At 64.8% G+C, this 20,462-nt stretch carries 19 protein-coding genes and 4 pseudogenes; 7 read left to right on the top strand and 16 right to left on the bottom strand.

The genetic code is table 11. The annotated features are described in order from the left end of the window. Positions 1 to 26 precede the first annotated feature (26 nt). The 4 genes and pseudogenes from QFZ82_RS15700 to QFZ82_RS15685 form a co-directional block, all read right to left on the bottom strand. Positions 27 to 1,616, bottom strand: a complete 1,590-nt coding sequence (locus QFZ82_RS15700; protein WP_373429418.1) for a hypothetical protein — start codon at positions 1,614 to 1,616, stop codon at positions 27 to 29. Positions 1,617 to 1,660: 44 nt separating this feature from the next. Continuing rightward, a complete protein-coding gene (locus QFZ82_RS15695) occupies positions 1,661 to 1,876 on the bottom strand; it encodes a hypothetical protein (RefSeq protein ID WP_307713772.1) in 216 nt (71 codons plus the stop codon). A 38-nt stretch (positions 1,877 to 1,914) separates the two neighbouring features. Then, on the bottom strand, positions 1,915 to 2,307 hold the full coding sequence (locus tag QFZ82_RS15690) for a hypothetical protein (protein ID WP_307713771.1): 393 nt from the start codon (positions 2,305 to 2,307) through the stop codon (positions 1,915 to 1,917). Positions 2,308 to 2,479: 172 nt separating this feature from the next. Beyond that, positions 2,480 to 2,577, bottom strand: a pseudogene (locus QFZ82_RS15685) (peptide-methionine (S)-S-oxide reductase); the annotation flags it as partial. A 55-nt stretch (positions 2,578 to 2,632) separates the two neighbouring features. Here QFZ82_RS15685 and QFZ82_RS15680 point away from each other — a divergent pair. Then, a complete protein-coding gene (locus QFZ82_RS15680) occupies positions 2,633 to 4,120 on the top strand; it encodes a recombinase family protein (protein WP_307713770.1) in 1,488 nt (495 codons plus the stop codon). A 42-nt stretch (positions 4,121 to 4,162) separates the two neighbouring features. Here the strand turns inward: QFZ82_RS15680 and QFZ82_RS15675 are convergent, their stop codons facing one another. Both QFZ82_RS15675 and QFZ82_RS15670 read right to left on the bottom strand, forming a co-directional pair. Beyond that, the gene (locus tag QFZ82_RS15675) at positions 4,163 to 4,342 is read right to left on the bottom strand and encodes a hypothetical protein (protein ID WP_307713769.1); all 180 of its coding nucleotides are present in this window, start codon (positions 4,340 to 4,342) and stop codon (positions 4,163 to 4,165) included. Next, positions 4,339 to 5,357: pseudogene (locus QFZ82_RS15670) on the bottom strand (replication initiator). Before QFZ82_RS15670 ends, QFZ82_RS15675 begins: the two are co-directional and overlap by 4 nt. A 35-nt stretch (positions 5,358 to 5,392) precedes the next feature. Here QFZ82_RS15670 and QFZ82_RS15665 point away from each other — a divergent pair. Then, positions 5,393 to 5,923 (top strand): annotated as a pseudogene (locus tag QFZ82_RS15665) (GntR family transcriptional regulator); the annotation flags it as partial. Positions 5,924 to 6,213: 290 nt separating this feature from the next. Here the strand turns inward: QFZ82_RS15665 and QFZ82_RS15660 are convergent. Next, positions 6,214 to 6,513, bottom strand: coding sequence for a hypothetical protein (locus QFZ82_RS15660; RefSeq protein ID WP_307713768.1), 300 nt, complete (start codon positions 6,511 to 6,513; stop codon positions 6,214 to 6,216). Positions 6,514 to 6,842: 329 nt separating this feature from the next. Beyond that, the gene (locus QFZ82_RS15655; protein ID WP_307713767.1) at positions 6,843 to 7,400 is read right to left on the bottom strand and encodes an ATP-binding protein; all 558 of its coding nucleotides are present in this window, start codon (positions 7,398 to 7,400) and stop codon (positions 6,843 to 6,845) included. Positions 7,401 to 7,609: 209 nt separating this feature from the next. Here QFZ82_RS15655 and QFZ82_RS15650 point away from each other — a divergent pair, with 209 nt between their 5' ends. Beyond that, a complete protein-coding gene (locus tag QFZ82_RS15650; protein ID WP_307713766.1) occupies positions 7,610 to 8,983 on the top strand; it encodes a sporulation protein in 1,374 nt (457 codons plus the stop codon). A gap of 3 nt (positions 8,984 to 8,986) precedes the next feature. Here the strand turns inward: QFZ82_RS15650 and QFZ82_RS15645 are convergent, their stop codons facing one another. Both QFZ82_RS15645 and QFZ82_RS15640 read right to left on the bottom strand, forming a co-directional pair. Next, on the bottom strand, positions 8,987 to 9,901 hold the full coding sequence (locus tag QFZ82_RS15645) for a phosphotransferase enzyme family protein (protein WP_307713765.1): 915 nt from the start codon (positions 9,899 to 9,901) through the stop codon (positions 8,987 to 8,989). A gap of 168 nt (positions 9,902 to 10,069) precedes the next feature. Then, on the bottom strand, positions 10,070 to 10,795 hold the full coding sequence (locus QFZ82_RS15640; RefSeq protein ID WP_307713764.1) for a DUF4231 domain-containing protein: 726 nt from the start codon (positions 10,793 to 10,795) through the stop codon (positions 10,070 to 10,072). Positions 10,796 to 11,243: 448 nt separating this feature from the next. On the opposite strand from QFZ82_RS15640, the gene QFZ82_RS15635 reads away from it, so the two are divergent. The 3 genes from QFZ82_RS15635 to QFZ82_RS15625 all read left to right on the top strand — a co-directional run bounded on the left by QFZ82_RS15635 (position 11,244) and on the right by QFZ82_RS15625 (position 15,116). Beyond that, on the top strand, positions 11,244 to 12,080 hold the full coding sequence (locus tag QFZ82_RS15635) for a vWA domain-containing protein (protein WP_307713763.1): 837 nt from the start codon (positions 11,244 to 11,246) through the stop codon (positions 12,078 to 12,080). Then, positions 12,077 to 12,934, top strand: coding sequence for a hypothetical protein (locus tag QFZ82_RS15630; protein ID WP_307713762.1), 858 nt, complete (start codon positions 12,077 to 12,079; stop codon positions 12,932 to 12,934). Before QFZ82_RS15635 ends, QFZ82_RS15630 begins: the two co-directional genes overlap by 4 nt. Positions 12,935 to 13,184: 250 nt before the next feature. Beyond that, positions 13,185 to 15,116: a hypothetical protein gene (locus QFZ82_RS15625; RefSeq protein ID WP_307713761.1), complete on the top strand. Its 1,932-nt coding sequence runs from the start codon at positions 13,185 to 13,187 to the stop codon at positions 15,114 to 15,116. On the opposite strand, the pseudogene QFZ82_RS15620 reads toward QFZ82_RS15625, so the two are convergent. From QFZ82_RS15620 to QFZ82_RS15600, 5 genes and pseudogenes are all read right to left on the bottom strand, one after another. Then, positions 15,102 to 15,390 (bottom strand): annotated as a pseudogene (locus tag QFZ82_RS15620) (hypothetical protein); the annotation flags it as partial. The gene QFZ82_RS15625 and the pseudogene QFZ82_RS15620 overlap by 15 nt on opposite strands. Positions 15,391 to 15,606: 216 nt before the next feature. Next, a complete protein-coding gene (locus tag QFZ82_RS15615) occupies positions 15,607 to 16,023 on the bottom strand; it encodes a hypothetical protein (protein ID WP_307713760.1) in 417 nt (138 codons plus the stop codon). 415 nt (positions 16,024 to 16,438) lie between these two features. Beyond that, positions 16,439 to 17,035 carry a hypothetical protein gene (locus tag QFZ82_RS15610; protein WP_307713759.1) on the bottom strand — a complete coding sequence of 199 codons (597 nt, stop codon included), beginning with the start codon at positions 17,033 to 17,035 and terminating at the stop codon, positions 16,439 to 16,441. Continuing rightward, positions 17,032 to 17,700: a peptide-methionine (S)-S-oxide reductase MsrA gene (gene msrA / locus QFZ82_RS15605; RefSeq protein ID WP_307713758.1), complete on the bottom strand. Its 669-nt coding sequence runs from the start codon at positions 17,698 to 17,700 to the stop codon at positions 17,032 to 17,034. Before msrA ends, QFZ82_RS15610 begins: the two co-directional genes overlap by 4 nt. Positions 17,701 to 17,793: 93 nt before the next feature. Next, complete coding sequence (locus QFZ82_RS15600; RefSeq protein ID WP_307713757.1) at positions 17,794 to 18,942, bottom strand: hypothetical protein; 1,149 nt, start codon at positions 18,940 to 18,942, stop codon at positions 17,794 to 17,796. An 86-nt stretch (positions 18,943 to 19,028) separates the two neighbouring features. On the opposite strand from QFZ82_RS15600, the gene QFZ82_RS15595 reads away from it, so the two are divergent. Further along, on the top strand, positions 19,029 to 20,183 hold the full coding sequence (locus QFZ82_RS15595) for a cystathionine gamma-synthase (protein WP_177152119.1): 1,155 nt from the start codon (positions 19,029 to 19,031) through the stop codon (positions 20,181 to 20,183). A gap of 72 nt (positions 20,184 to 20,255) precedes the next feature. On the opposite strand, the gene QFZ82_RS15590 is transcribed toward QFZ82_RS15595, so the two are convergent. Then, a complete protein-coding gene (locus tag QFZ82_RS15590) occupies positions 20,256 to 20,447 on the bottom strand; it encodes a DUF1059 domain-containing protein (RefSeq protein ID WP_307713756.1) in 192 nt (63 codons plus the stop codon). Positions 20,448 to 20,462: the final 15 nt, after the last annotated feature.

Below are 20,462 nucleotides of genomic sequence, written 5' to 3'. Positions count from 1 at the left end.
CCACTGACAATCCCGCCTCACCGGGCTCAGTCGCAGTCGCCGCCCGCCGAACGGTGCGGCCGGTACGCCGAGTCCAGCCGGTACTCACCGGCGTGCGGCACGGTCAGGCGCGTCCACGCGCCGTCCGGCCGCACACACGCCCCCTCCGCGCGCAGCCACGGCGAGTACACCACCCGCACCGTCACCGTCCCCGCCCGGGGCATCCGGACGACCAGCTGCGCGTCGTCGCCGCGCACCACGCTCGCCGGAGCCCCTACGAGCGGCACCGCGTCCCGTACGCGGTACACCGTCCAGTCGGCGTCCCGCCACACCCGCTCCAGCCACGCCGGTTCGCTCCGCACGATCGCCGCCTCGCTCTCGGCGGGTCCGTCGGGCTTCCCGTGATGCAGGACCACCAGGCCCACCGCCCAGCGGTCCAGCCACGCGCGGTACGTCGCGGGGGACAGCGACCCGTCGTAGAACAGCCGCCCGCGCTCCACGTCCAGCTGGCGGTTCCAGCCACGCGCCATGTTCACGTGCGGCGCGAGCGCGGTCGCCTCGCGGTGGTTGCGGGCGGGCACCACCTCGACCCGCGTACGGTCGGCGCCCAGCCGCTCCAGCTCGGCCACGACACCGTCGGTGTGCGCCGCCCACGCCGGCACGTCGTTGGAGACGACGAGGTCGTCCTCCGTCTTGTCCGCCAGCCAGTACGCGTTGAACACCAGCGCGGCGGCGAGCAGCGTGCGCAGGATCGGCGCCACACCGCCCGCGAGCACCGCCGCCACCAGCACGGGCGGACCGGCGAGGCCCAGCAGCCGCTCCACGTTCGTACCGATCGGCGAGGCGATCAGATACGTGAGCACGACCCCCACGCCGTAGATCCCGGCGCCGTACCGCACCACCCGCCACTCGCGCGGCGCCGCGACGGCCGTCACCGCGGAGAGCACGACCGGCAGCCACACCTTGCCCGCGGCCATGGGCTGTTCGCCCTCGAACGGGAACAGCAGCGTCACCGCGCCCACCACCGCCACCGGCGGCAGCACCAGCACCGCCGCCCTGCGCCACCGCCGGTCCAGCCCGTACGCCGCGCCCACGACCAGCAGGAACAGCCCGGCCACCGGGCTCGCCGCCGTCGCCAGCGCCGCGCACGCCGCCGCGAGCGCCGTGCGGCGCACATACAGCACGGCCGCGAGACCGATCGCGACCCCCACGGCGAACGTCGTACGGCCCGACGCGATGTTGCACCACAGCGCGAGCGCTCCCGCGAGCGCCGGCCCCAGCGGTTGCCGCACGCCGCGCCGCACGAACAGCAGCGCCAGCAGCCACGTCGCCGCGAGACCGGCGGCGACCGACACCGTGCGCACACCGAGGAGCGCCATCAGCGGCGGCGTCAGCAGGCTGTAGTTCGCGGTGTGCATGCCGCCGTACCAGGACAGGTTGTACGCGGAGCCGGGGTGCCGCTCGAAGAACCCGGACCAGGCGAACTGCGCCGCCAGGTCGCCGCCGCCGGTCGCGAGCACGAGGGTCCACAGGACGTACAGCGGCACGACGGCGCCCGTCGCGACCAGCGGGACACGCCACCACGTCGCCGCCTCCCGCGTTCCGGCGGCCGGCCCCGTGACGATTCGCTCACTGATCCCCACGGCGCACACCCTAACGGGCAGGAATCCGCAGGCCGCCGTCAGTCGGAGGCGCGGGAAGAGGCGATCCGGGTCGTCACCGAGACGACGACTCCCGTGGCGAGGACCAGGGCCGCGGCACCGTAGATCACCCGCAGCCACAGGGGGCGGTCGCCGGAAAGCGACTGGAAGGACAGCAAGCCCGCTGCGAGCAGACACCCGAGCATCTGCAGGGGGAACGACTTCCGGCGTTCGTCCGAGGGCTTCTTGACCGACATGTGCTTCTCCTGGTGAGTGCGGGAGTTGGGAGGTGGGATCACAGTTGATGGGCGAGCAGCACGGCCAGACCGCCGGCCCACAGGGCGACGACACGGACTGCCGCACCGGCGGTCGTACGGTCCTTGGCGCCTTCCGTGTGCGCGCATCGCCCGCGGGTGCGGCCGACAGTGAACAGGAAGCCGGACACCATCACCGCGGCACCGGCGGTCCACAGGGCCGGGGGCAGCGAGAGCCAGTCGCCCAGGCGCCAGGTGAGCCACAGCGCGGCGGCCCCGAAGAGGGCGTGAATGCCCGCGAGTACGCGGCGCCTGGCCCCTGGAAAGCCGGGCACAAGGCCGGTCACCAGCAGAGGGAGGGGCGCTGCCAGGGTGGCCAGTGCCGTGCCCAGGGCGTGGCCGGTGCCGGCGGACGGCGGGCCGGTGGGGGACACGCCGAGCAACCGCTGTTACGGAAACAGGGCCTTGATCATCTTGTGACTGACGGCACAGGCGGTGGCCAAAGGTTTCGGAATGAACTATTCCGGATTGTGGGGCAGGGGCTTTCCGGGGAAAAGTAGGTGGAAATCCGGCAGCCCCCGGCGGATCAACCCGCGGAGCCGGCGCTCACCCGCCGGCCGGCGCCACGCCGATCGGGCAGCTCACGCCCGTGCCGCCGATGCCGCAGTAGCCGCCGGGTTCTTGTCGAGGTACTGCTGGTGGTACTTCTACTTTTCAGGCAGTATTAGAGAACTGCCAGGACGGTAGGGGGAGTTCAGCGTGAGCAACGATGACCAGTTGGTTCCGGTGGTGGCCTACGCGCGCATTTCGGCGGACCTGGCCAGAGACGGCCACGGAGTCGAGGACCAGCACAAGGTCAACGACGAGACGGCCGCCAGGGTGGGCTGCAAGATCGTGCACTACTACACAGACAACGATCTCTCAGCCGCCAAGGCCGAGATCGTCCGGCCGGACTTTGAGGCCATGTTGAAGGTGCTCAGGGCCGGACGCCTGCCGGACGGCCAGCCGGTACGCGGCGCCATCGTCGTAGCCGACGACCGGCTTGTGAGGCGAGTTGGTGACTACGAGCGGTTCGTGGACGCACTGACCTACGAGGACGGCCGGGTCTACGCGGACGCCAAGGGGCTCAAGGACCTCTACAACGAGGACGTTGAGTCCATGGGGCTCTTCGGCGTGGTGATCGCCAAGGCGGAGGTGCGGAAGATCAAGCGCCGGACCCGTAGGTCTCATCGTCGGCGGGCCGAGTTGGGAATTCCCGTCGGCGGTAAGCGGCCGTTCGGTTGGAACGACGACAAGCGGACTCTGCGCACTGAGGAAGCTGAGCTTCTTAGGCAAGCGGCGCGCGACGTCATCGCAGGGAAGTCGTTGCACTCCATCCTTGCGAAGTGGCGAGAAGAGGGTGTGCGCACAGTCCATGGGAACGAGTGGCAGCCCCGGGCTCTCAAACTCGCTCTTTGGAATCCCCGCCTGTGTGGTTGGCGCAAGCACAACGGGGAATTGGTGCGTGATGCCGACGGAATCCCGATCGTCGGGCAGTGGGAGCCCATCATTACGCCGAAGGAATGGATGGCGATTGACGCTCTCTTCTCGTCGCGGGTCGGGCCCAATATTAAGGCGGACGGTACGATCACCGACTACAGGACTCCATCTCATCTGCTGACGGGAATTCTCCGGTGTGGGAAGCCGAAGGAAGACGGTCAGATCTGCAACGCGCCGATGAGGGTTAGCACGCGACCGGATCTATCGGGTGGCTTCGTTTATCAATGCCCTTCCCGTTCTATGGGGGGCTGCGGAGGAAGCGGCCGCAACGGCGCGAAGGTCGATGAGTACATCACTGAGGCCGTGTTGGCGAAGCTGGAGGAGCGCAGAGCAGTCATGAAGGCGGTGGATTCCAAGTGGGAAGGTGAAGAGGAGCTTGAGCGCCTGACCAGGAAGCAGCGGAAGATGCTTCGAGCATGGCAGGCGGACGAGATCTCGGATGAGCTGTTCTTCCCGGAGAACCGGGACATGGAGGCCCGCATCAAGCAACTGCGCAAAGACCGTGAGCAGCACGCTTTGCGTGTCCAGCGTGCCTCTGTAGTAACGGACGACGTTCGCAAGAAATGGTACGCAGGCGAGTACGACATGGCTCAGAAGCGTGCGCTGATTCGAGAGGCATTGCACGCTGTGATCGTCCTTCCTGTGGGTGGGGGAGGCAGGAGGCCGTTCAATCCGGATCTTCTGGTTCCTAAGTGGACTGAAGGCTAGAGACGACTGGGCGACAGAGGGGACCCGAAGCTCTGTGTCCCCTCAGTCTTTCTCGTCTCGGTCTTCTAAGGTCGTGGTGTGACCCTCGACTTCAATCGCTTCGGGTTTTTCGACCAGGTCAACACCGAGAATCTGCGATATTCGGCGCCAGCGTTCCTCGCTCCAGGCCGGTGACTTGGCCGCCTGTGCTCGGCCCCACTCGCGTGCGCTGGGATGGTTCACGCGTCATCCCCCCGCTTCGCACGGTCCTCAGCATCTCCTTTCGCCAGTTGGCGATTGGTTGCGAGGTCTTCCGCGATCCCAGCCGCGATGAGGGCGGCGCCGGAGGAGTGGCCGGAGCCGACATAGCGCCAGTGCCTGTCAGTGACCGTGTCGGGCGCGTCGACGTGGCCCTTGTGGTGTGCTCGGTCAGCACGAAGCGCCGCGTAGGTGGTCGAGTAGGCACGGGACTTGGTAAGGATGTGGCCCCGGTAGCCGAGCGTGTGAGTCCAGGTGCGGAGGCGGAGGGGTGCGTACTCGGGGAGGCTGCCGAGGCGCCAGCAGGTCCGCATGAGGGTGCGGACGTGTCCACTCACCGGTGCCGACTCGATGTCGTCCCAGATAGTGACCGGGTGGTCAGTGCCGGCGCCTGTCTCGCTGGCTCCCTTGGTGACGTACTTCGCGACGTACGCGGCTACGGCGTCATCGTCAGGCCCGTCACCATCGGCGTGCAGTGGTCGGGCGTCGACCTGGGCGCCCCAGCGCAGAGCCAGCTCCCCCACGGCCGGGCTGTACGGGGTGCGGACCAGGACTCGGCGCGCGGAGCCGCGAACGGCATCGGCCAGATTGTTGACGCTGCCCCAGGCCGGTGGTTCGTCGGTCGGTCCGGCAGGGCCGTCGAGGCGGACGACAGCGTGCACGTGGACAGCCGGGCGTGCTCTGCGAAGTGGGACTGTACGAGGCCGACCGAGGAGGCGAGGCGTCGCCGGACGTCGATAACGAACCGGTCCCACAGCTTGGATGCGTGCGCGTGCCACAGCACGTGGCCCGTGTAGTCGTAGCAGTCGGCGCACAGGGGTTGGCCGACGGAGGGCTCATCCGGCTCATGGAGGGCGCCGCAGCCGAGGGGACGCCCGTGTTCGCACTTCCCACGGTCGCGGCGGGGGCGGCATAGCTCCCCAGCCCGGTGGACGGGGCCGAAGGACGGTGCGGTGAGGGTGACGAAAAGCCGGGGACGGTGGCGGACGGTGGCTGGGATGTTCTTGCCGCCGACTTAAGACCGGAGACGCCGAGATGTCGGAGATCCAGCGCCCAGGAGCCCTCTATCAGCAAGTCGCCGCCGCAATCCGCGAGGCAATCCTGTCGGGGGAGTTCGCCCCTGACTCCCTGTTGCCGTCCGAATCGCAGCTCATGGCCCGCTACGGGGTATCCCGTCCTACCGTTCGGAACGCCATCGCCGCGCTGCGCGCGGAAGGACTGATCGACGTCCGCCACGGCAAGGGCAGCTTCGTCCGCTCCGACGGCCAGCCCACGCTCACTCTCGAACGCCGCATCAGCCGCACCACCGACGGCCGGTTCGGCATGCCCAACGGCGACGCCTGGGACGAAGCCGAAGAACCCAGCACGTACCGCACGCACACCACGAAGGCCACCGGCCCACTGCTCGGACTCGGCGAAGAAGAGGCCGTGTTCGGCTGCGACCGGCTCCTGATCGATAAGGCCACCGGCGCCCGCGCGATGCACCGCACGCTGATCCCCTTCGAAGTCGCCGAAGCCGTGCCGCTGCTCGCGGAAGAGCCCTGCAAGCGCCCGGCAGCGATCTACGCCGGGCGCCCCACACCGCAGCACACCCGAGGAGGTAAGGCGTCGAGCGGCCGTCGTGGGCAGGGGTGTGGTGGGCTGGGGGTCGACGGCCTCCGAGACTTTAGGCAGCTCCCATGGGGCGAGCCTCGAAGAACAGGGGGCCGACCGGGCCATTGCGGGCAGGCCAACAGCCAGCCCGGTTCGCGGGTGAGCGTAAGGCCCCCTGTTCTCTCGCCCCATGGCAGCTACTGCCCAAAGTCTCTGCGGCCGGCGACGTGCCCACGTGCCGCGCTCACCAGCGAAAAGGCGCTTCATGCTGCACCACCGTCGGCGTCGGCCCGCGCCTCCAGGAGCACCGCAAGCCGATCCACCGCACCGGGCCATCCCGCCAGGCGCACGACCCCGCGCCCGCTCTCGTCCGTGGAGGCCACCGCCCGTACGGCGGACAGCTCGAACCCCGCGCCGAGCAGCGCCCGGTTCAGTCGATCAGCGGCCTCACGAGCTTCACGCCAGCCCGCCACGTAATCGACTCCCGGCACCCAGAGGCCGGAGTCCACACCTGCGATGCCGTCGAGCCCATCGCCGAGCCAGTCCTCACCCGCTCCAGTCACCCTCGCTCACCTCAGCCCTGTTGCAGATAACAGCTCGTCAACTTGCTTGAAGTAAGGGCCAGAAGCGACGCAGCGCAGCGGCCCCGGTACCATCAGGCACCGGGGACCGCTGCGTCCCCTGCCGGGCCACCCTTCGCTTTCCAGGGCTGACGGGGTGGCCCGGTCTCGGTATGAGGTTGTGAAGCGCGGCCCCTTACTGGAGTGGGGAGCTCCGTGGTCCCGAAGGGACCGCGCTCCGTTGGCCGGAGGGGTCAGACTCCGACCGTTTCCGGGTCGCCGCCGCACTCCCGATCGCGAAGGAGTCGACACGGGCGACAGCCCGGAGCTCATCAGTGCGGTCTGTTCTCAGCACCGCCGTCCAGGTCAAAGCGGCACCAGACCGTCTTGCCGCCGCCCTCTTCCGGCGTCCACCACACCGCCGCCGCCATCCGCTGAGTGATCATCAACCCACGGCCGCTGTCAGGTAGAACCGCCTCTGTCAGCTCACCCATCAGCTCCGGGCAGAGGAAGTCGCCCATGGGGAGAAGCGGTGGCGTCGAGTCCTCATCCTTGACGCCGATGAAGAGCCACTTCGGGTACAGCTTGAAGGTCACGTCGACGCGCCGACAGCCGTTAGGGCGGGTTCGACCACGATCCGGAACGGCATGGTTCACCACGTTCCCGACCAGCTCCGAGATGGCCAGTCGGGCGTCATGCACGACTTCACCCGTCACGATGCCGCGCAGGAATGCCGACGTCGTCTCGCGAGCGATGCGTGCCACGTCGCCGCACTCAGCGAAGAGCGTCAGCGCCAGAAAGTGCGCGTCGGCGGACGGATCCGGCACCGCGAACCAGTGGGCGTACGCCTCCACCTCTCGCGCCACGTACTCGGCTTTTCCCGCGTCCATCACGTCCCCTTCTGAGCCTCCGTCGGCCCTAATGTCACCGCTTGATTCACGCAAGCCAGTACACGGCGCAGTGGGCGCGATCGGGAGCGTTCACCAGGGGGTTCACGTGAACACCTGCAAAGCCAAAGGGGTTCGCGGATGAACCCCCCGGGGTGATACTGCTGTGACAGGATGAGCACTCGCCGTCATTCTCGGGTTGGCAGGGGAGCATGAGCCGAGAGCCGAACGCGCAGTTGATCGCAGTCATGGACGAGGCCAGGGTTTCTAACAAGGGCCTTGCGAAGCGCATGAAGGATGCCGCCGCCCAGCGCGGTATCAGTCTCGGGACCACCCACGTTGCCGTGCAGCGATGGCGAGACGGCGCAGGGATCAAGCCGGAGACAGCGGCGATCATGGCTGACGTACTGAGCGCCAAGCTTGGCCGCCGCATCACGCCAGGGGATCTCGGCTTCTTCGACCACACACGGCCCACCGCACCAGAGCCGATCAGCTATCCGAGCACGGTCCCCGACGTGCTGTCCATGCTGGACGGACTCGCTCAAGAGCGCGCCGACGCGGTGACATCCGAGCAACTGATCATTGCGGACGCCGAACTCAGTTCTGCGGTTCTGTCGTGGATGATCGCGCGCCCCGACGGCATCCAGGCAGACAGACCCGCTCACCAACGGGTGGGTATGCGCGACGTACGGGCGATCAGGGACGCCGCCGCCACCTTCATGCAGCTCGACTTCAAATACGGCGGAGGCCACGGTCACAAGGCGCTGCGGCACTACTTCCGCCATGAAGTACTGCCGCTGCTCAGCGCCAGCTACAGCGAGAAGGTAGGCACGGCCTTATTCGGCGCCGCCGCCGAGGTCTCCCAGCTGCTCGCGTGGACCGCATACGACTCCGGAAACCACCGGCTCGCCCACCGGTATCTCACATCCACACTGCGCCTGGCCCAGGTCATCGACGACCGCATGTTCGGCTCCCGCATTCTCGGCAACCTCAGCCACCAGGCGAACTACCTTGGTAACCACGCCCAGGCCATCCAGCTGGCCCGCGCGGCCGTCGAAGGCGCCAAGGGCCGCGCCACCCCGCGTGCCATGGCGAATTACTGGTCGATGGAGGCCCGAGCGCTCTCCAACGCGGGAGACCGGACTGGCGCGGCCCTTGCGATGAACCAAGCAGAACGCCACTTCGAGCGTGCCGAGAGCGCCGAGGACCCGGCGTGGTTGAGCTACTTCGACGACGCAGAGCTCTTGGGCGAGTTCTGCCACTGCTTCCGCGATCTGAAGATGCGCCGTGAAGCGGTCGAGCACGCACAGCGGGCGGTAAACACGACTGATCCGCAGTACGCCCGCACCCTTGGCTTCTGCCGCATGGTGCTCGCCCAGAGTCAGCTACTGAATGGCGAACTGGAAGCCGCCGTCACCACAGCAAGCCTTGCCGTGGACGGCGGCGACTCCCTCCAGTCCTCCCGCTTCCAGCGCTACGTCACCGACTTCCAGGCGGAGGTCAGTGCGTACGCGACCAACCCCGCCGTCGTCGCCTTCAACGAGCGGGTGAACGAAGCACTCGCCCGCCTGGACGAGGATGAGTAACAGCTACCAAGGGCGCCAGTCGCGCGGCGCATCGTCGTTACGCAAGGCAGCGATGCGCCGGCGGTACTCGGCCGCGGTCCCTTCGTCCTCCCGCACGTTCTGCATGAGCCACGTCGTCATGCCGAACTCTTGGAGCCGCCGGAGCGTGTCGTAACCGTGCCAGTCGTACAGGTCCCGCCCGTACGCCCGCACGAAGTCGGCATACTGCTCGTCGGTCTGCCATCCAAGGCTGTGGTGCTCCACCGCCGTAACCATCAGATCCCACTCGGGATGGTCGAAGCAGAAGGCTTCGAAGTCGATCAGGATGACTTCACTCCGATCGTTCACCATCAGGTTCTGCACGTGCGCGTCACCGTGCACTGGCCCCTTCGGGCTCCCAAACTTCAACTCCTCGAACTGATCACGCAGCTCTCGCCAGCGCTTACGGAGGAAGACCCTGTGGTCTTCCGGGATCAGTGCCCGGCGGATCCGCAGCTCTTGCTTATCGAAGGGGTCGAACGACGGAAGCTCCACCCCGGCAGGCACCGTCATGGAGTGCAGATCCCGCAGGATGCCCCCCAGCTCCCCGTACGTAGCCTTACGGTCGCCCTCGACGATGAGGCGCCAGAAGGTCACCGGGTGGCCATCGATCAAGAACGGCTTATCCAACCCGTCGACTAGGCGTGCGGCAGGAAACCCCTCCCCGGCCAGCCACCGCGACACAGCCACCTCGACACGAGCCTTGGGTAGCCATGGCTCGCCCCGCGCCACACGCACGATCACCGGCGCCGTGTCCAGGCGGAACAGCGCGTTTTCTCCCAGCCGGATCAGCTCTGCCCCTCTGCCGTCCAACCCCGCCGCCCGGCACGCCGCGCTCATCACCTGCGCAGCCCTAGCCGACGTGAACCCCTCATCCGTGCGAGCAGCGTCAACCGCCATGCCCGTACCAGCTCCCCTAGTCGCGCGCGATCAACCAGCGCACGCCAATGGGTGACCAACCCGACGCGCGCCAGACACGCTCTTGACCGTACCTGGGCTGTCCACAGTGCACGAGCGGTCCAGGAGAACGACGTATTCGCTCAGTTGAGCCTCAAATCGCCAAGCAAGTCAGCTCGGCGGCCCGGCTGAAGACCGACTCCATTCAGCGGATCCAGCAACCTGCTCTTCCACCGGCTGGTCCAATTGCTGTTGTCGGCGCCGCTGCTCATTTCGGAATACTTCGACTCTCTCAACGAGACGCGCGAGGGCCTCCTGACGGCTCAGCCCCGAGTAGTCAGCGATACCCAAGGTCATCGCGTTGACCTCTTGCTCAATCAGGTCAGCAGTCTGCTGTAGATAGAAACTCCGCTCACGAAACTTAAAATATCCCATAAATCCCGCGGCAAGTCCAACAGCAAGGCTGAAACCAACTGTGAACCATCGATCAATCGTCATGGGGCCCGCCTGCAGAGCAGCCACTGTCGTTGTACAAAGAGATCCCACAATAATTACCGACTGGAGCCTGTTGTGGACTTTGCGATATTTGTCGCTCTCCTCTTGATATTGCGAAATGTGAGCAGATATATCCGCCTTGTAGAGACTTTGGCTAACGTGACTGGCAACAGTGTTGCCTGCCTCTGTCCAGCGCAAATCATCCCGAATTCTCTCAAGGCTTGACTCGGCCTCTTCAAGCGAGGGGAGCCCCCGACGCCGAACCCACTTCTTGATACTTATAGCAATTCCACCGAAAGCCACTACCAGGACACTGCAAACTAGGTCAAACTTTTCAACTATTGCATTACCCCACGCAGCAGCAGAAGCCAATCCAGCAGAGAGGACAGCGAACGCCACCACTCCCGAACTAAACCGAAACCACCGGTTTGCCCGACGTCGAGTATGCAGTACAGCCTCTGCTTCAGCGGCTTGACGCTTGAGAGACCTAGCTAGCCGTCTCCCGACACCGCTCTCGTCCTCCGACATACCCCTCCTCCACTCCGACACAGTCAATGTAGAGTGCCTTACCAGTCCGGAAGCCTAAATTCCGCTTCTTACGTCGTGTGCAACCTGGCCGCTCGCTGCCCACTGCCAAACGCCCAGTCCTTCACTCACTGTGAGCCGGCAGCAAAGTGAGAGCCCAATCCCCAGAGGTCCCAAGCGCTCAGCCTCGCTCGCCTCAACCCCAGGTTCACCCGAAGGTCTGTCCTACGCTACAAAGCCCACTAGACTAGCGTGTCCTGACGGGGGGCCAGTCGCCACGGTGCAGCCTGGGCTCAACCCGACTCACACAGTCCAGGAGGCCGAGATGGTGTATACCGCAGAGATCAGCCGTACCAATCCCGCTTGCATCATCTTCTTGGTGGACCGCTCTGGATCCATGGCGAGTGCGATCGGTGGCGACGTCCCACAAACGAAATCAGAAGTCGTCGCGGACGCCATCAACCGCCTTCTATACGAGTTGACAATCAAGTGTGCCAAAGAATCGGGAGTTCGCGACTACTTTCAGGTTGCGGTCATTGGATACGGCCAGTCTGTAGGATCCGCATTCAGCGGTAAACTCGCAGATCGCGATCTCGTCCCCCTTTCTCAGATCGCAGACAACCCGGCAAGAGTGGACCAGCGCATCAAGAAAGTGCCCGACGGCGCAGGTGGTCTCGTAGACACCGCTGCCAGCTTTCCGGTTTGGCTGGAGCCAGTAGCGGATGGGGGTACACCAATGAACCGAGCATTGCAGTATGCGGATAATTTGGTTGCTAGCTGGGTGGAAGAGTATCCGGGGAGCTTCCCTCCGATTGTACTCAACCTCTCGGATGGCGAGTCCACAGACGGCGATCCAGCCGATTCCGGTCATGCTATTTGCACCCACACAACCGCAGACGGTGCAGCCCTTCTGTTCAACCTCCATGTATCTGCGGCCGGCGGTCAACCCGTAACATTTCCTCACTCTGACGCTGCACTGCCTGACTCGTACTCCCGCCAGTTGTTCGCGATGTCGAGTCAACTCCCCGGCCATATGCGTTCTTATGCGACATCGTTGGGCTATCGAGTGAGCGATGAAACTCGCGGTTTTGTATACAATGCAGATATCAGTGCCGTAGTTCAGTTCCTCGACATCGGCACACGCTCCACGGACCTACGGTGAATTCTCATTTCGTTACAGTGAAAGCTGTAGTAATACCTAAACAGGGAAACAGCGAAGTCGAGTGTGAGGACTCCTACTGCGTCATCCCGAAGAGTTCTCTCAGCGAGCAATGCTTCGGGCCGGTAGTAGCGGTCATTTCCGATGGCGCGTCGGAAAGCATGTTTGCACGGGCATGGTCAAACATGATCGCCCGGCGTGTTGCCCACCGAGCCTACTGGGTTCCGGAAATTCTCACGGGCCCCGGTCCTAGTTTCCGTTACTTCATTAACCAACTCGTGGGCCACTGGGAAAGGTGGCTTGCCCGCTACATTGATCAGCGTGTTACCGATGGCCGCCCGTTGAGATGGTACGAAGAGGCGAAATTGGCATCTGGGGCATTCGCCACGCTGTTAGCCGTGCGCCTTGATTACGGCCATGCCCAGCCGGTCTACGAGGGAAAGGAAGATGGTTTCTGGCATGCGGCCGCTCTAGGGGACTCCTGTGTCTTCCAACTCCGAGGACAAGAGGTTATATCTCTTTTCCCCATCGAGTATTCGGCTGACTTCGGTAATACACCGAATCTTCTCGGGAGTAATGCCAATCGGGACCTTGTTTGTCAGCGCACAGCTTTCTTCGATGGCTCTTTCAGACATGGCGATGACTTCTTTCTCATGACAGACGCCCTTGCAGCCTGGTTCCTTTCTACTGTTGAGAACACGCATCCGGGAGAACTGAAAGGGATTCTGGATCAGCTAAGGAGATTCAGTCGTACCGAAAATAGGTCAGCATTCAAGTCGTGGTTGTCGTCTTTGATGGCGAGCGGTGCCTTGCAAAATGATGACATCACCCTTATGCATATCTGCACTTCGGGGTGACCAGGTGACGGACTTTCGTGCTGAAGTAGCTGAGGAACACAAAGTTCGGAGACTTCCGACCGGAGCTCAGTACTCTACCGCCCTTCAAGACACACGACTTTGCTTCCACCGTGATGACCTCAGGAACTCCAAGCCCGTTCTGAATGCAATTGGGATGCCGAAGCCAATATCTGGGAGCTCAGCCACCGTTTTTTCACTTATCGGCGCCGACGGCCGGCGACGTACGGCGATCAAGTGCTTCACAAGGCATGTGAGCGACCAAGAGGGCAGGTATCAAAAGGTCAGTGAGCACCTCGCTAAAGTGGACGCTGAGTCCCTTTCGCAACCATGGAAAATGGATTTCGAGTACATATCCGATGGAATTCTTGTCGAAGGGGTCCGATATCCCATTTTGAAAATGGATTGGGTCGAGGGAGTTCATCTATCGCAATGGTTGAGCATCCACCATCAAGACCAGGCGGCGGTGGCGGAGATGGCTCGCAGATTTGCAGAACTCATAAATGATCTCGATCGTAACGATATAGCTCACGGTGATCTTCAGCACGGCAATCTGCTAGTTGCCCAAGACGGCACGTTGCGATTGGTCGACTATGACGGTCTTTTCGTGCCAGCGCTGGCTGGCCAACGAGGCAACGAAACCGGGCATCGAAACTACCAGTCTCCACATCGGACTCTCGATAATTTTGGTCCCGATATGGACAATTTCTCGGCATGGGTGGTTTACGCTTCGCTGATCTCTGTGGCTGCGGATCCTGCTCTTTGGACGCAATTGCATGAGGCAGACGGTGAGTACTTGATCCTGTCCGAAGATGACTTCTCGGATCCGGCTAGCTCGGCGCACTTTCCCCGACTCTTGCGTCACTCTAACCCTGTAGTCAACACTGCTATGAGCCAGCTTAGATTGCTGTGCGAAAAGCCTTTTGACGAGATCTCAAAGCTTGATTTGAACCTATTTTCTACTGACACAGAGGTGGAGCGGCCCAACCCAGTCAACAGCACTTCGGAGCTCGTTTCTGATGCGCAGATGGATCGGCCATCATGGCTCGATGGTCACCTTTCAACGAACATCATCAGGAAAGATTTTTCTGTCGAATCGTTTCAAGGTCGCCATTTGCGAGAGTTCCTTCTTGCTTTGCTCGGAGCGCTCACCGCTACTGCTCCGCTGATCGCAGGAACGACTCACTACGTGGATTTTAACGCCGTCGTTCTTTGCGTATTTTGCATGTCATCCCTATTCTTCGCCCTAGCTGCTACCGCCCGTGCCAGGCGTGGCGAACTAGATGCCCTCCGCAAGAAGCAGCGAAGTTTGGATCAGCTTCTTATGCTGGCCAAAGAGGCCTCAGCCAATTATGCGACAGCTCACGATGAACGCGCTCTGATCATAGAAGGCGAAGAAGAAAGGATCGAGAAGAATATTGATCAGAATCAACAGCTGACGCGCCAGCTTCATAGGACGTACGCACGGATCGAATCGGCTAGGAGCTCGGCAGTAGAAGCGCTAGACCAGGAGTTGCGCAGTCTAAAGGCGGAGAAAGAGCGTGTTTTCTCTGAAAAATTGCGCCCCCTTCAAGAGCCCTGGGTGGGGAAGAGATTGCCGTCTTTCTTGCTTTCTGATGCTCATCTTTCTGGGATCACATCGAAGAACATTTCTTCACTTGTGGAGCTTGGCCTTCGTGCCGCGGCAGACATATCTGGGGTAAAACGAATCAAAGGAGGAGCTGATGCCTTGCTGATGACAGGTGATGGAAGATCCGTAAAAGTTTCCGGAATCGGACCAGCGAAGGCGGATGCTCTGTACGCGTGGCGCCAGCAATGCGAAGAGGAGGTTCGAGCTTCATGCCCTGTGCGCCTGTCTGTGGACGAAGGCGCGGAAATTGATAGGACTTTCGAGCCGCGATTTGAGTCAGTCTTGGCTCGAAAGTCGGCGGTCGACCAGGAGGCAGAGCAGAAGCGAAGCGAAGCTAGGCAGGAACTCGCAGCTAGTCGTACACGCCTAGCGGATATACACCAGAAGGAATTGGAGGCCCTTAGGGAGCGAAGAAGAGAGCTGGATGATCAGATTGGCGATATTCGCGCAAGTGCGACTGACCTGCATCATCTGAGTCAATCAAGAGACTCGCTGACGATGGGCGCACGAAAGCTTTCATACTGGCGATATCTTCGGTTTCTATATTTCGGATAGTAGGGCACCGAAGAAGCTGAACGCCCAACCGGCTGCCCGGCGGTACTTGCGGACCGCGAGCGTGCGGAAGATCGCGTTGATCAAGATTAGATGATCGAGGTCAGACAGGGTGGGTCATCGGCCAGGCGTCGGACGGTGAGACGTTCGGGTCGCCGAAGACCTTGCGGCATGCCTGGACGGTGGCGCTGAACGGGTTCCACTTGGCGATCGGTTGCACCCAGGACGCCATCTGCGGGGAGTCCACGAACGCGTTGGATATGGAGGTCACCAGGAATCGAGTCATCGAAGACGTACGTGAAGGGGACCACGAACATAATCGGCTGGATCAGGCCAAAGATGGGCTCCCAAGCGACTGTTGACAACAATCGACCGGTCGCGGCCTTCAATGACGCCGCTGGCAACCGTTGGACTCTCGACGAGCGAACTCCGAGAGTTCACCGAAGCCTGAGGTCGTCCAAGGCTGCCGGCGCTATCAGAGTTCGGCTGCGGATCAGTGGACGGCAGCACCGGGTATCAAAGCCACCAGTCCGGAGAGAAAGCTTCCCACTGCTGCAAGCGTGACGAGGGTGGCCTTGCCGTCCGAGAACAGTCCGGAGCAGAACTCGCGGACCCGCCGCCGAACGATCAGCATTTTTAGCTTCTGCCACCGGTGCTGGCGGATGTGGCAGCCCATGAGGAGGCCGCTTGCGTTGTTACGGCAGCCGTCGTCCCGTCCTCTGACCGGCGCTCCACAGGTCACCGGAGCTTGAAAGAAGGACCAGAGGAGCACAGCGGCGGAGAGGACGATGATCACCGCAGGGCCGGCTGCTCCATTGATCCACGCGGCGATGAGTAGAGCGCCAGCCAAGACACCCCACCATTGCCCTAAACCACCGAGCCGACTGCTTCTCGCCGCCGATGTCGCCATGTCTGTAATCGTGGCGAGGGACGTAGCGAGCCATGCCCTCGACGCATGGTTTGACCGAAAACCCGCTCCAGGAAGGCTGGCGCTCTATGGAGCCATCGTTAAGACGGTGGGCTTACCGGCCGTGGCACCGTCCTGAGTGATCGTCGGTGGCACGGCCGGTTGGGTCCAACACGAGCATGGCAGGCTATTGCTCCGTGACGTCCGGCGCCGGGGCGATGCCCGTCGGGCAAGACGCCCCCCAGTTCGTCTCGAACGGGGTACTTAGCTTGACCCCGTCCCGCTGAGCCCGCAGTAGCCGTGTTGCGCGAAAGGTACTGCTGGTGTCAGCCCTCAGCCGGTCCTACGTTGTTGGTGGGTCGGACGGGCCGTCTAAGGTCCAGAGATCCAGAGACGCCGAGGTAGCAGTTCCCGCTCGTCAGAGGCCAGCAGGGTGGTTGGAGAGCCAGGCGGCGTGCCGGTTGCGAAGCTCGTCTCGCTCGGCAGCCGTGGTGAGGATGACGTCTGCGCCGCCGTCGTATGGGTGGTGGATGCGTTGAAGCCCCGTGTCGGTGATGAACATTTCGACGAGCGTCTCGTCGGCGACGGCGCGTAGCAGGTCATCGGCGCAGCCGTGTCGCCACCGACGTCGATCGGCGAAGAGGCGAGTGTGGGTGTGGAACTCCGGATCCGGGTCGGCCTGGTCCGATTCGATCCACCAGCGGACGCTGTCGGGGTGGAGTTCCTCTCGTGGTGTCGGGTAGCCGGCGGGACCGGTCGGTGTGCACGACCAATCCATGGTCACGACGAACACTTCCAGGCCCGTGAACAGTTCGTCGAGGATCGTGTTGTGCCGCTCCAGGACGATCGCGTACTCGTCCTCGGACTGCGGGTAGCGCTTCGAGCCGGGGAGACTGTGGAAGCGCACCCAGCGATCCGCGTACGTGCTGCGGAACGTGTGGGCAATGGGCGGGCCCGACGGCCGTCGTTCCCGCCACAGCGCTTCCAGCAGCGTCGGTGTGACGCCAGTGCTCACCCGTCGGCCTTGGCGACGCCGATGGGGCAGGACACGCCGGTCCCGTCCAGGCCGCAGTACCCGTTCGGGTTTTTGGTGTCCGAAAGGTACTGCTGGTGGTACGCCTCGGCCGGATAGAACGGGCGGCCCTCCGCCGGCAGCAGTTCCGTGGTGATCGTGCCGTAGCCCGAGCCCGTCAGGACCTTCTGGTAGGACTCGCGCGACGCCCTGGCCGCGGACTCCTGGGCCGGGGAGTGGGTGTAGATCGCCGAGCGGTACTGGGTCCCCACGTCGTTGCCCTGGCGGAAGCCCTGCGTCGGGTCGTGGGACTCCCAGAACAGCTTGAGCAGCTGCTCGTACGACACGACCGCGGGGTCGAAGACGACGCGGACCGCCTCCGTGTGGCCGGTCAGGCCCGAGCAGGCCTCTTCGTACGTCGGGTTCGGGGTGTGGCCGCCCTGGTAGCCGACGAGGGTCGTCCACACGCCCTTCGTCTGCCAGAACTTCCGCTCCGCGCCCCAGAAGCAGCCCAGGGCGAAGTCGGCGACCTCCAGGCCCTCGGGGTAGGGGCCCAGCAGCGGGTTGCCGAGGACCGTGTGGCGGTCGGGGACGGTGAAGGACGGGGCGGGGCGGCCCTTGAGGGCCTCCTCCGGGGTGGGCAGCACGGGCGTACGGCCGAAGAGCATGGCGGTTCTCCTTCACGGTGACGGCACCGGGAACAACGTCCCGGCGCCACCGGGAATTCCGGTCGGCCTCCCCGTCCGGGGCGGCGCGCCGGGTCAGTGCGGAAGCGTCGCCGGGCTGCCGCCGTTGGCCTCGTAGCCCGCCACCGCGAGGGCGCGGTAGACCGCGTACTCGGCCGCCGGATCGCTGTTGTGCGTCCACGGCAGGGCGCCCACGTGGCCGTCCACGTGGACCAGTTGGTTCATCGCCTCGGCCCAGCGCTCGGAGCGGACCAGGAACATCACGAGCAGATGGCGCACGTGCGCGAGCATCGGGTCGTCGGGGCGGGCCGAGTGGACCGCGTACAGGGCGCCTTCCACGGCCTTGGTGACCACGGCGCTCTGGTAGAAGCCGGTGACCAGGTTGAGCTCGGGCAGGTGCTCGTACACCGCGAACAGCGGCAGGGCCGCGAGCAGCGAGCCCTGCGGCGCCCGTGCGGCGGCGGTCGTCGCGAAGTGGTCGGCCTCCTCCCGGGAGCCGTGCCACTTCTCGCACAGGTAGTGGAGGGCGGCGAGGTGGGCGCCCATGTGGGTGGGCGCCCGGTCGATGACGTTCGCCCACAGCTGGTCGAACTGCTCCGGTGAGTCGCCGAGCCCGCGGGCGACGGCCAGTTCGACGATGTACGGGACCGGGTCGCCGGGCGCCAGGAGCGCGGCCTCGGCGCACACGGACCTGGCCTCCTCCAGGATGATCCGGAAGTCGTCCGTGCCGGCGGCCGACGACCGCCACGCCTGCTGGACGAGGAACTCGGCGTGCACCTGGGCGCCGCCCGCGTCCTTCGGCGCCTGAGCGCGCCAGGCGCGCAGCCACGCCCCCGCCCGTCGCCCGACCACCCCTGGCTGAAGCGCTTCGCGCTGCCCCTCTTGTCCGGGCTGCTGCTGGAGCTCCAGCGACGCGGCGCCGGCGAAGGCCTGGACGCGCTGCCAGCGCACCTCGCCCTCCTTCGGCGTGCCGGCGAGCAGCTGGGCGGCGGCGCGCCAGTCCTGGGTGCGCTGGACGACGTCGAGCACGTCGAGGAGGTCCTGGTCCGGTCCGGGCAGGCGCACGTCCAGCTCCTCCTGGCGCAGGAAGCCGTAGTCGTCCGGGTCGGCGGCGTCGGGCGAGCCGGGGCGGGCCAGCCGGATGCCCGCGTGGCGGCGCCTGAGGACGGGGCCGATGACCGCGGCCAGCATGCACATCGCGATCAGGAACCAGAGAATCTCCATGGCTCCATTGTCCCGGACGCCCGCCGCGTCCACGGCGGGCAGGTCCGCGCCGCGCACCGCCCCTCGCGGGACTACGCTCGGGCCTCATGAGCGACGACCACACCTTGCACAGCTTCGAGACCCGCGCCATCCATGCGGGCAACACCGCGGACCCGCTGACCGGCGCCGTCGTGCCGCCGATCTACCAGGTCTCCACCTACAAGCAGGACGGCGTGGGCGGGCTGCGGGGCGGTTACGAGTACAGCCGCAGCGCCAACCCGACCCGGACCGCCCTGGAGGAGAACCTGGCCGCGATCGAGGGCGGCCGGCGCGGTCTGGCCTTCGCGTCCGGGCTCGCGGCGGAGGACTGCCTGCTGCGTACGCTGCTGAAGCCCGGTGCCCACGTGGTGATCCCGAACGACGCGTACGGCGGCACGTTCCGGCTGTTCGCCAAGGTGGTCGAGCGGTGGGGCGTGGACTTCTCCGTGGCGGACACCTCGGACCCGGCGGCGGTGCGCGCGGCGGTCAACGACCGTACGCGGCTGATCTGGGTCGAGACCCCGTCGAACCCGCTCCTCGGCATCACGGACATCGCGGCGGTCGCGGACGTGGCGCGCACGGCGGGCGCGAAGCTCGTCGTCGACAACACGTTCGCGAGCCCCTACCTCCAGCAGCCGATCTCCCTCGGCGCCGACGTCGTCGTGCACTCGCTGACCAAGTACATGGGCGGTCACTCGGACGTCGTGGGCGGTGCGCTGATCGCGGCCGACGCGGGGCTGGGCGAGGAACTGGCGTACCACCAGAACGCGATGGGAGCGGTGGCCGGCCCGTTCGACGCGTGGCTGGTGCTGCGGGGCATCAAGACGCTCCCGGTGCGCATGGACCGCCACAGCGAGAACGCGACCCGCGTCGCGGAGATGCTGACCAAGCACCCGAAGGTCACCTCGGTGCTCTACCCGGGCCTGCCGGAGCACCCGGGACACGAGGTGGCGGCGAAGCAGATGAAGGCGTTCGGCGGCATGGTGTCGTTCCGGGTCGAGGGCGGCGAGGCGGCCGCGGTCGAGGTCTGCAACCGCGCCAAGCTGTTCACGCTGGGCGAGTCGCTGGGCGGCGTCGAGTCGCTGATCGAGCACCCGGGGCGGATGACGCACGCGTCGGTGGTCGGTTCGGCGCTGGAGGTGCCGGGCGACCTGGTGCGGCTGTCGGTGGGCATCGAGGCGGCCGACGACCTGCTGGCGGACCTCAAGCAGGCGCTCGGCTGAGGGAGTTGACCCCTGTCGTACGCAATCGGGCCCCGGCCGGGTACGGCCGGGGCCCGATGTGCGGGTGCCGGGTCAGGCAGTGACCTTCTCGTCCTCGAGGGAGTCACGGATCATCTGCCGCAGCTCGGGGCCGTCGGTGTGCTCGTGGACGGACACGGCGTGCTCGGCGGCCGCCCGTATGACTTCGTCCTCCTCGCCGGAGATGGTGAGGGTGCATCCGGAGACGCTCGGGCTCTTGCGGCAGTCGACGACTTTCCTGGTCATGAGGGCCTCCTCGGC

This window comes from Streptomyces sp. V4I23 (assembly GCF_030817975.1).
Lineage (GTDB): Bacteria > Actinomycetota > Actinomycetes > Streptomycetales > Streptomycetaceae > Streptomyces.
Note: the sequence above shows the minus strand (reverse complement) of the source record. Positions and strands in the feature narration are given on the sequence as shown.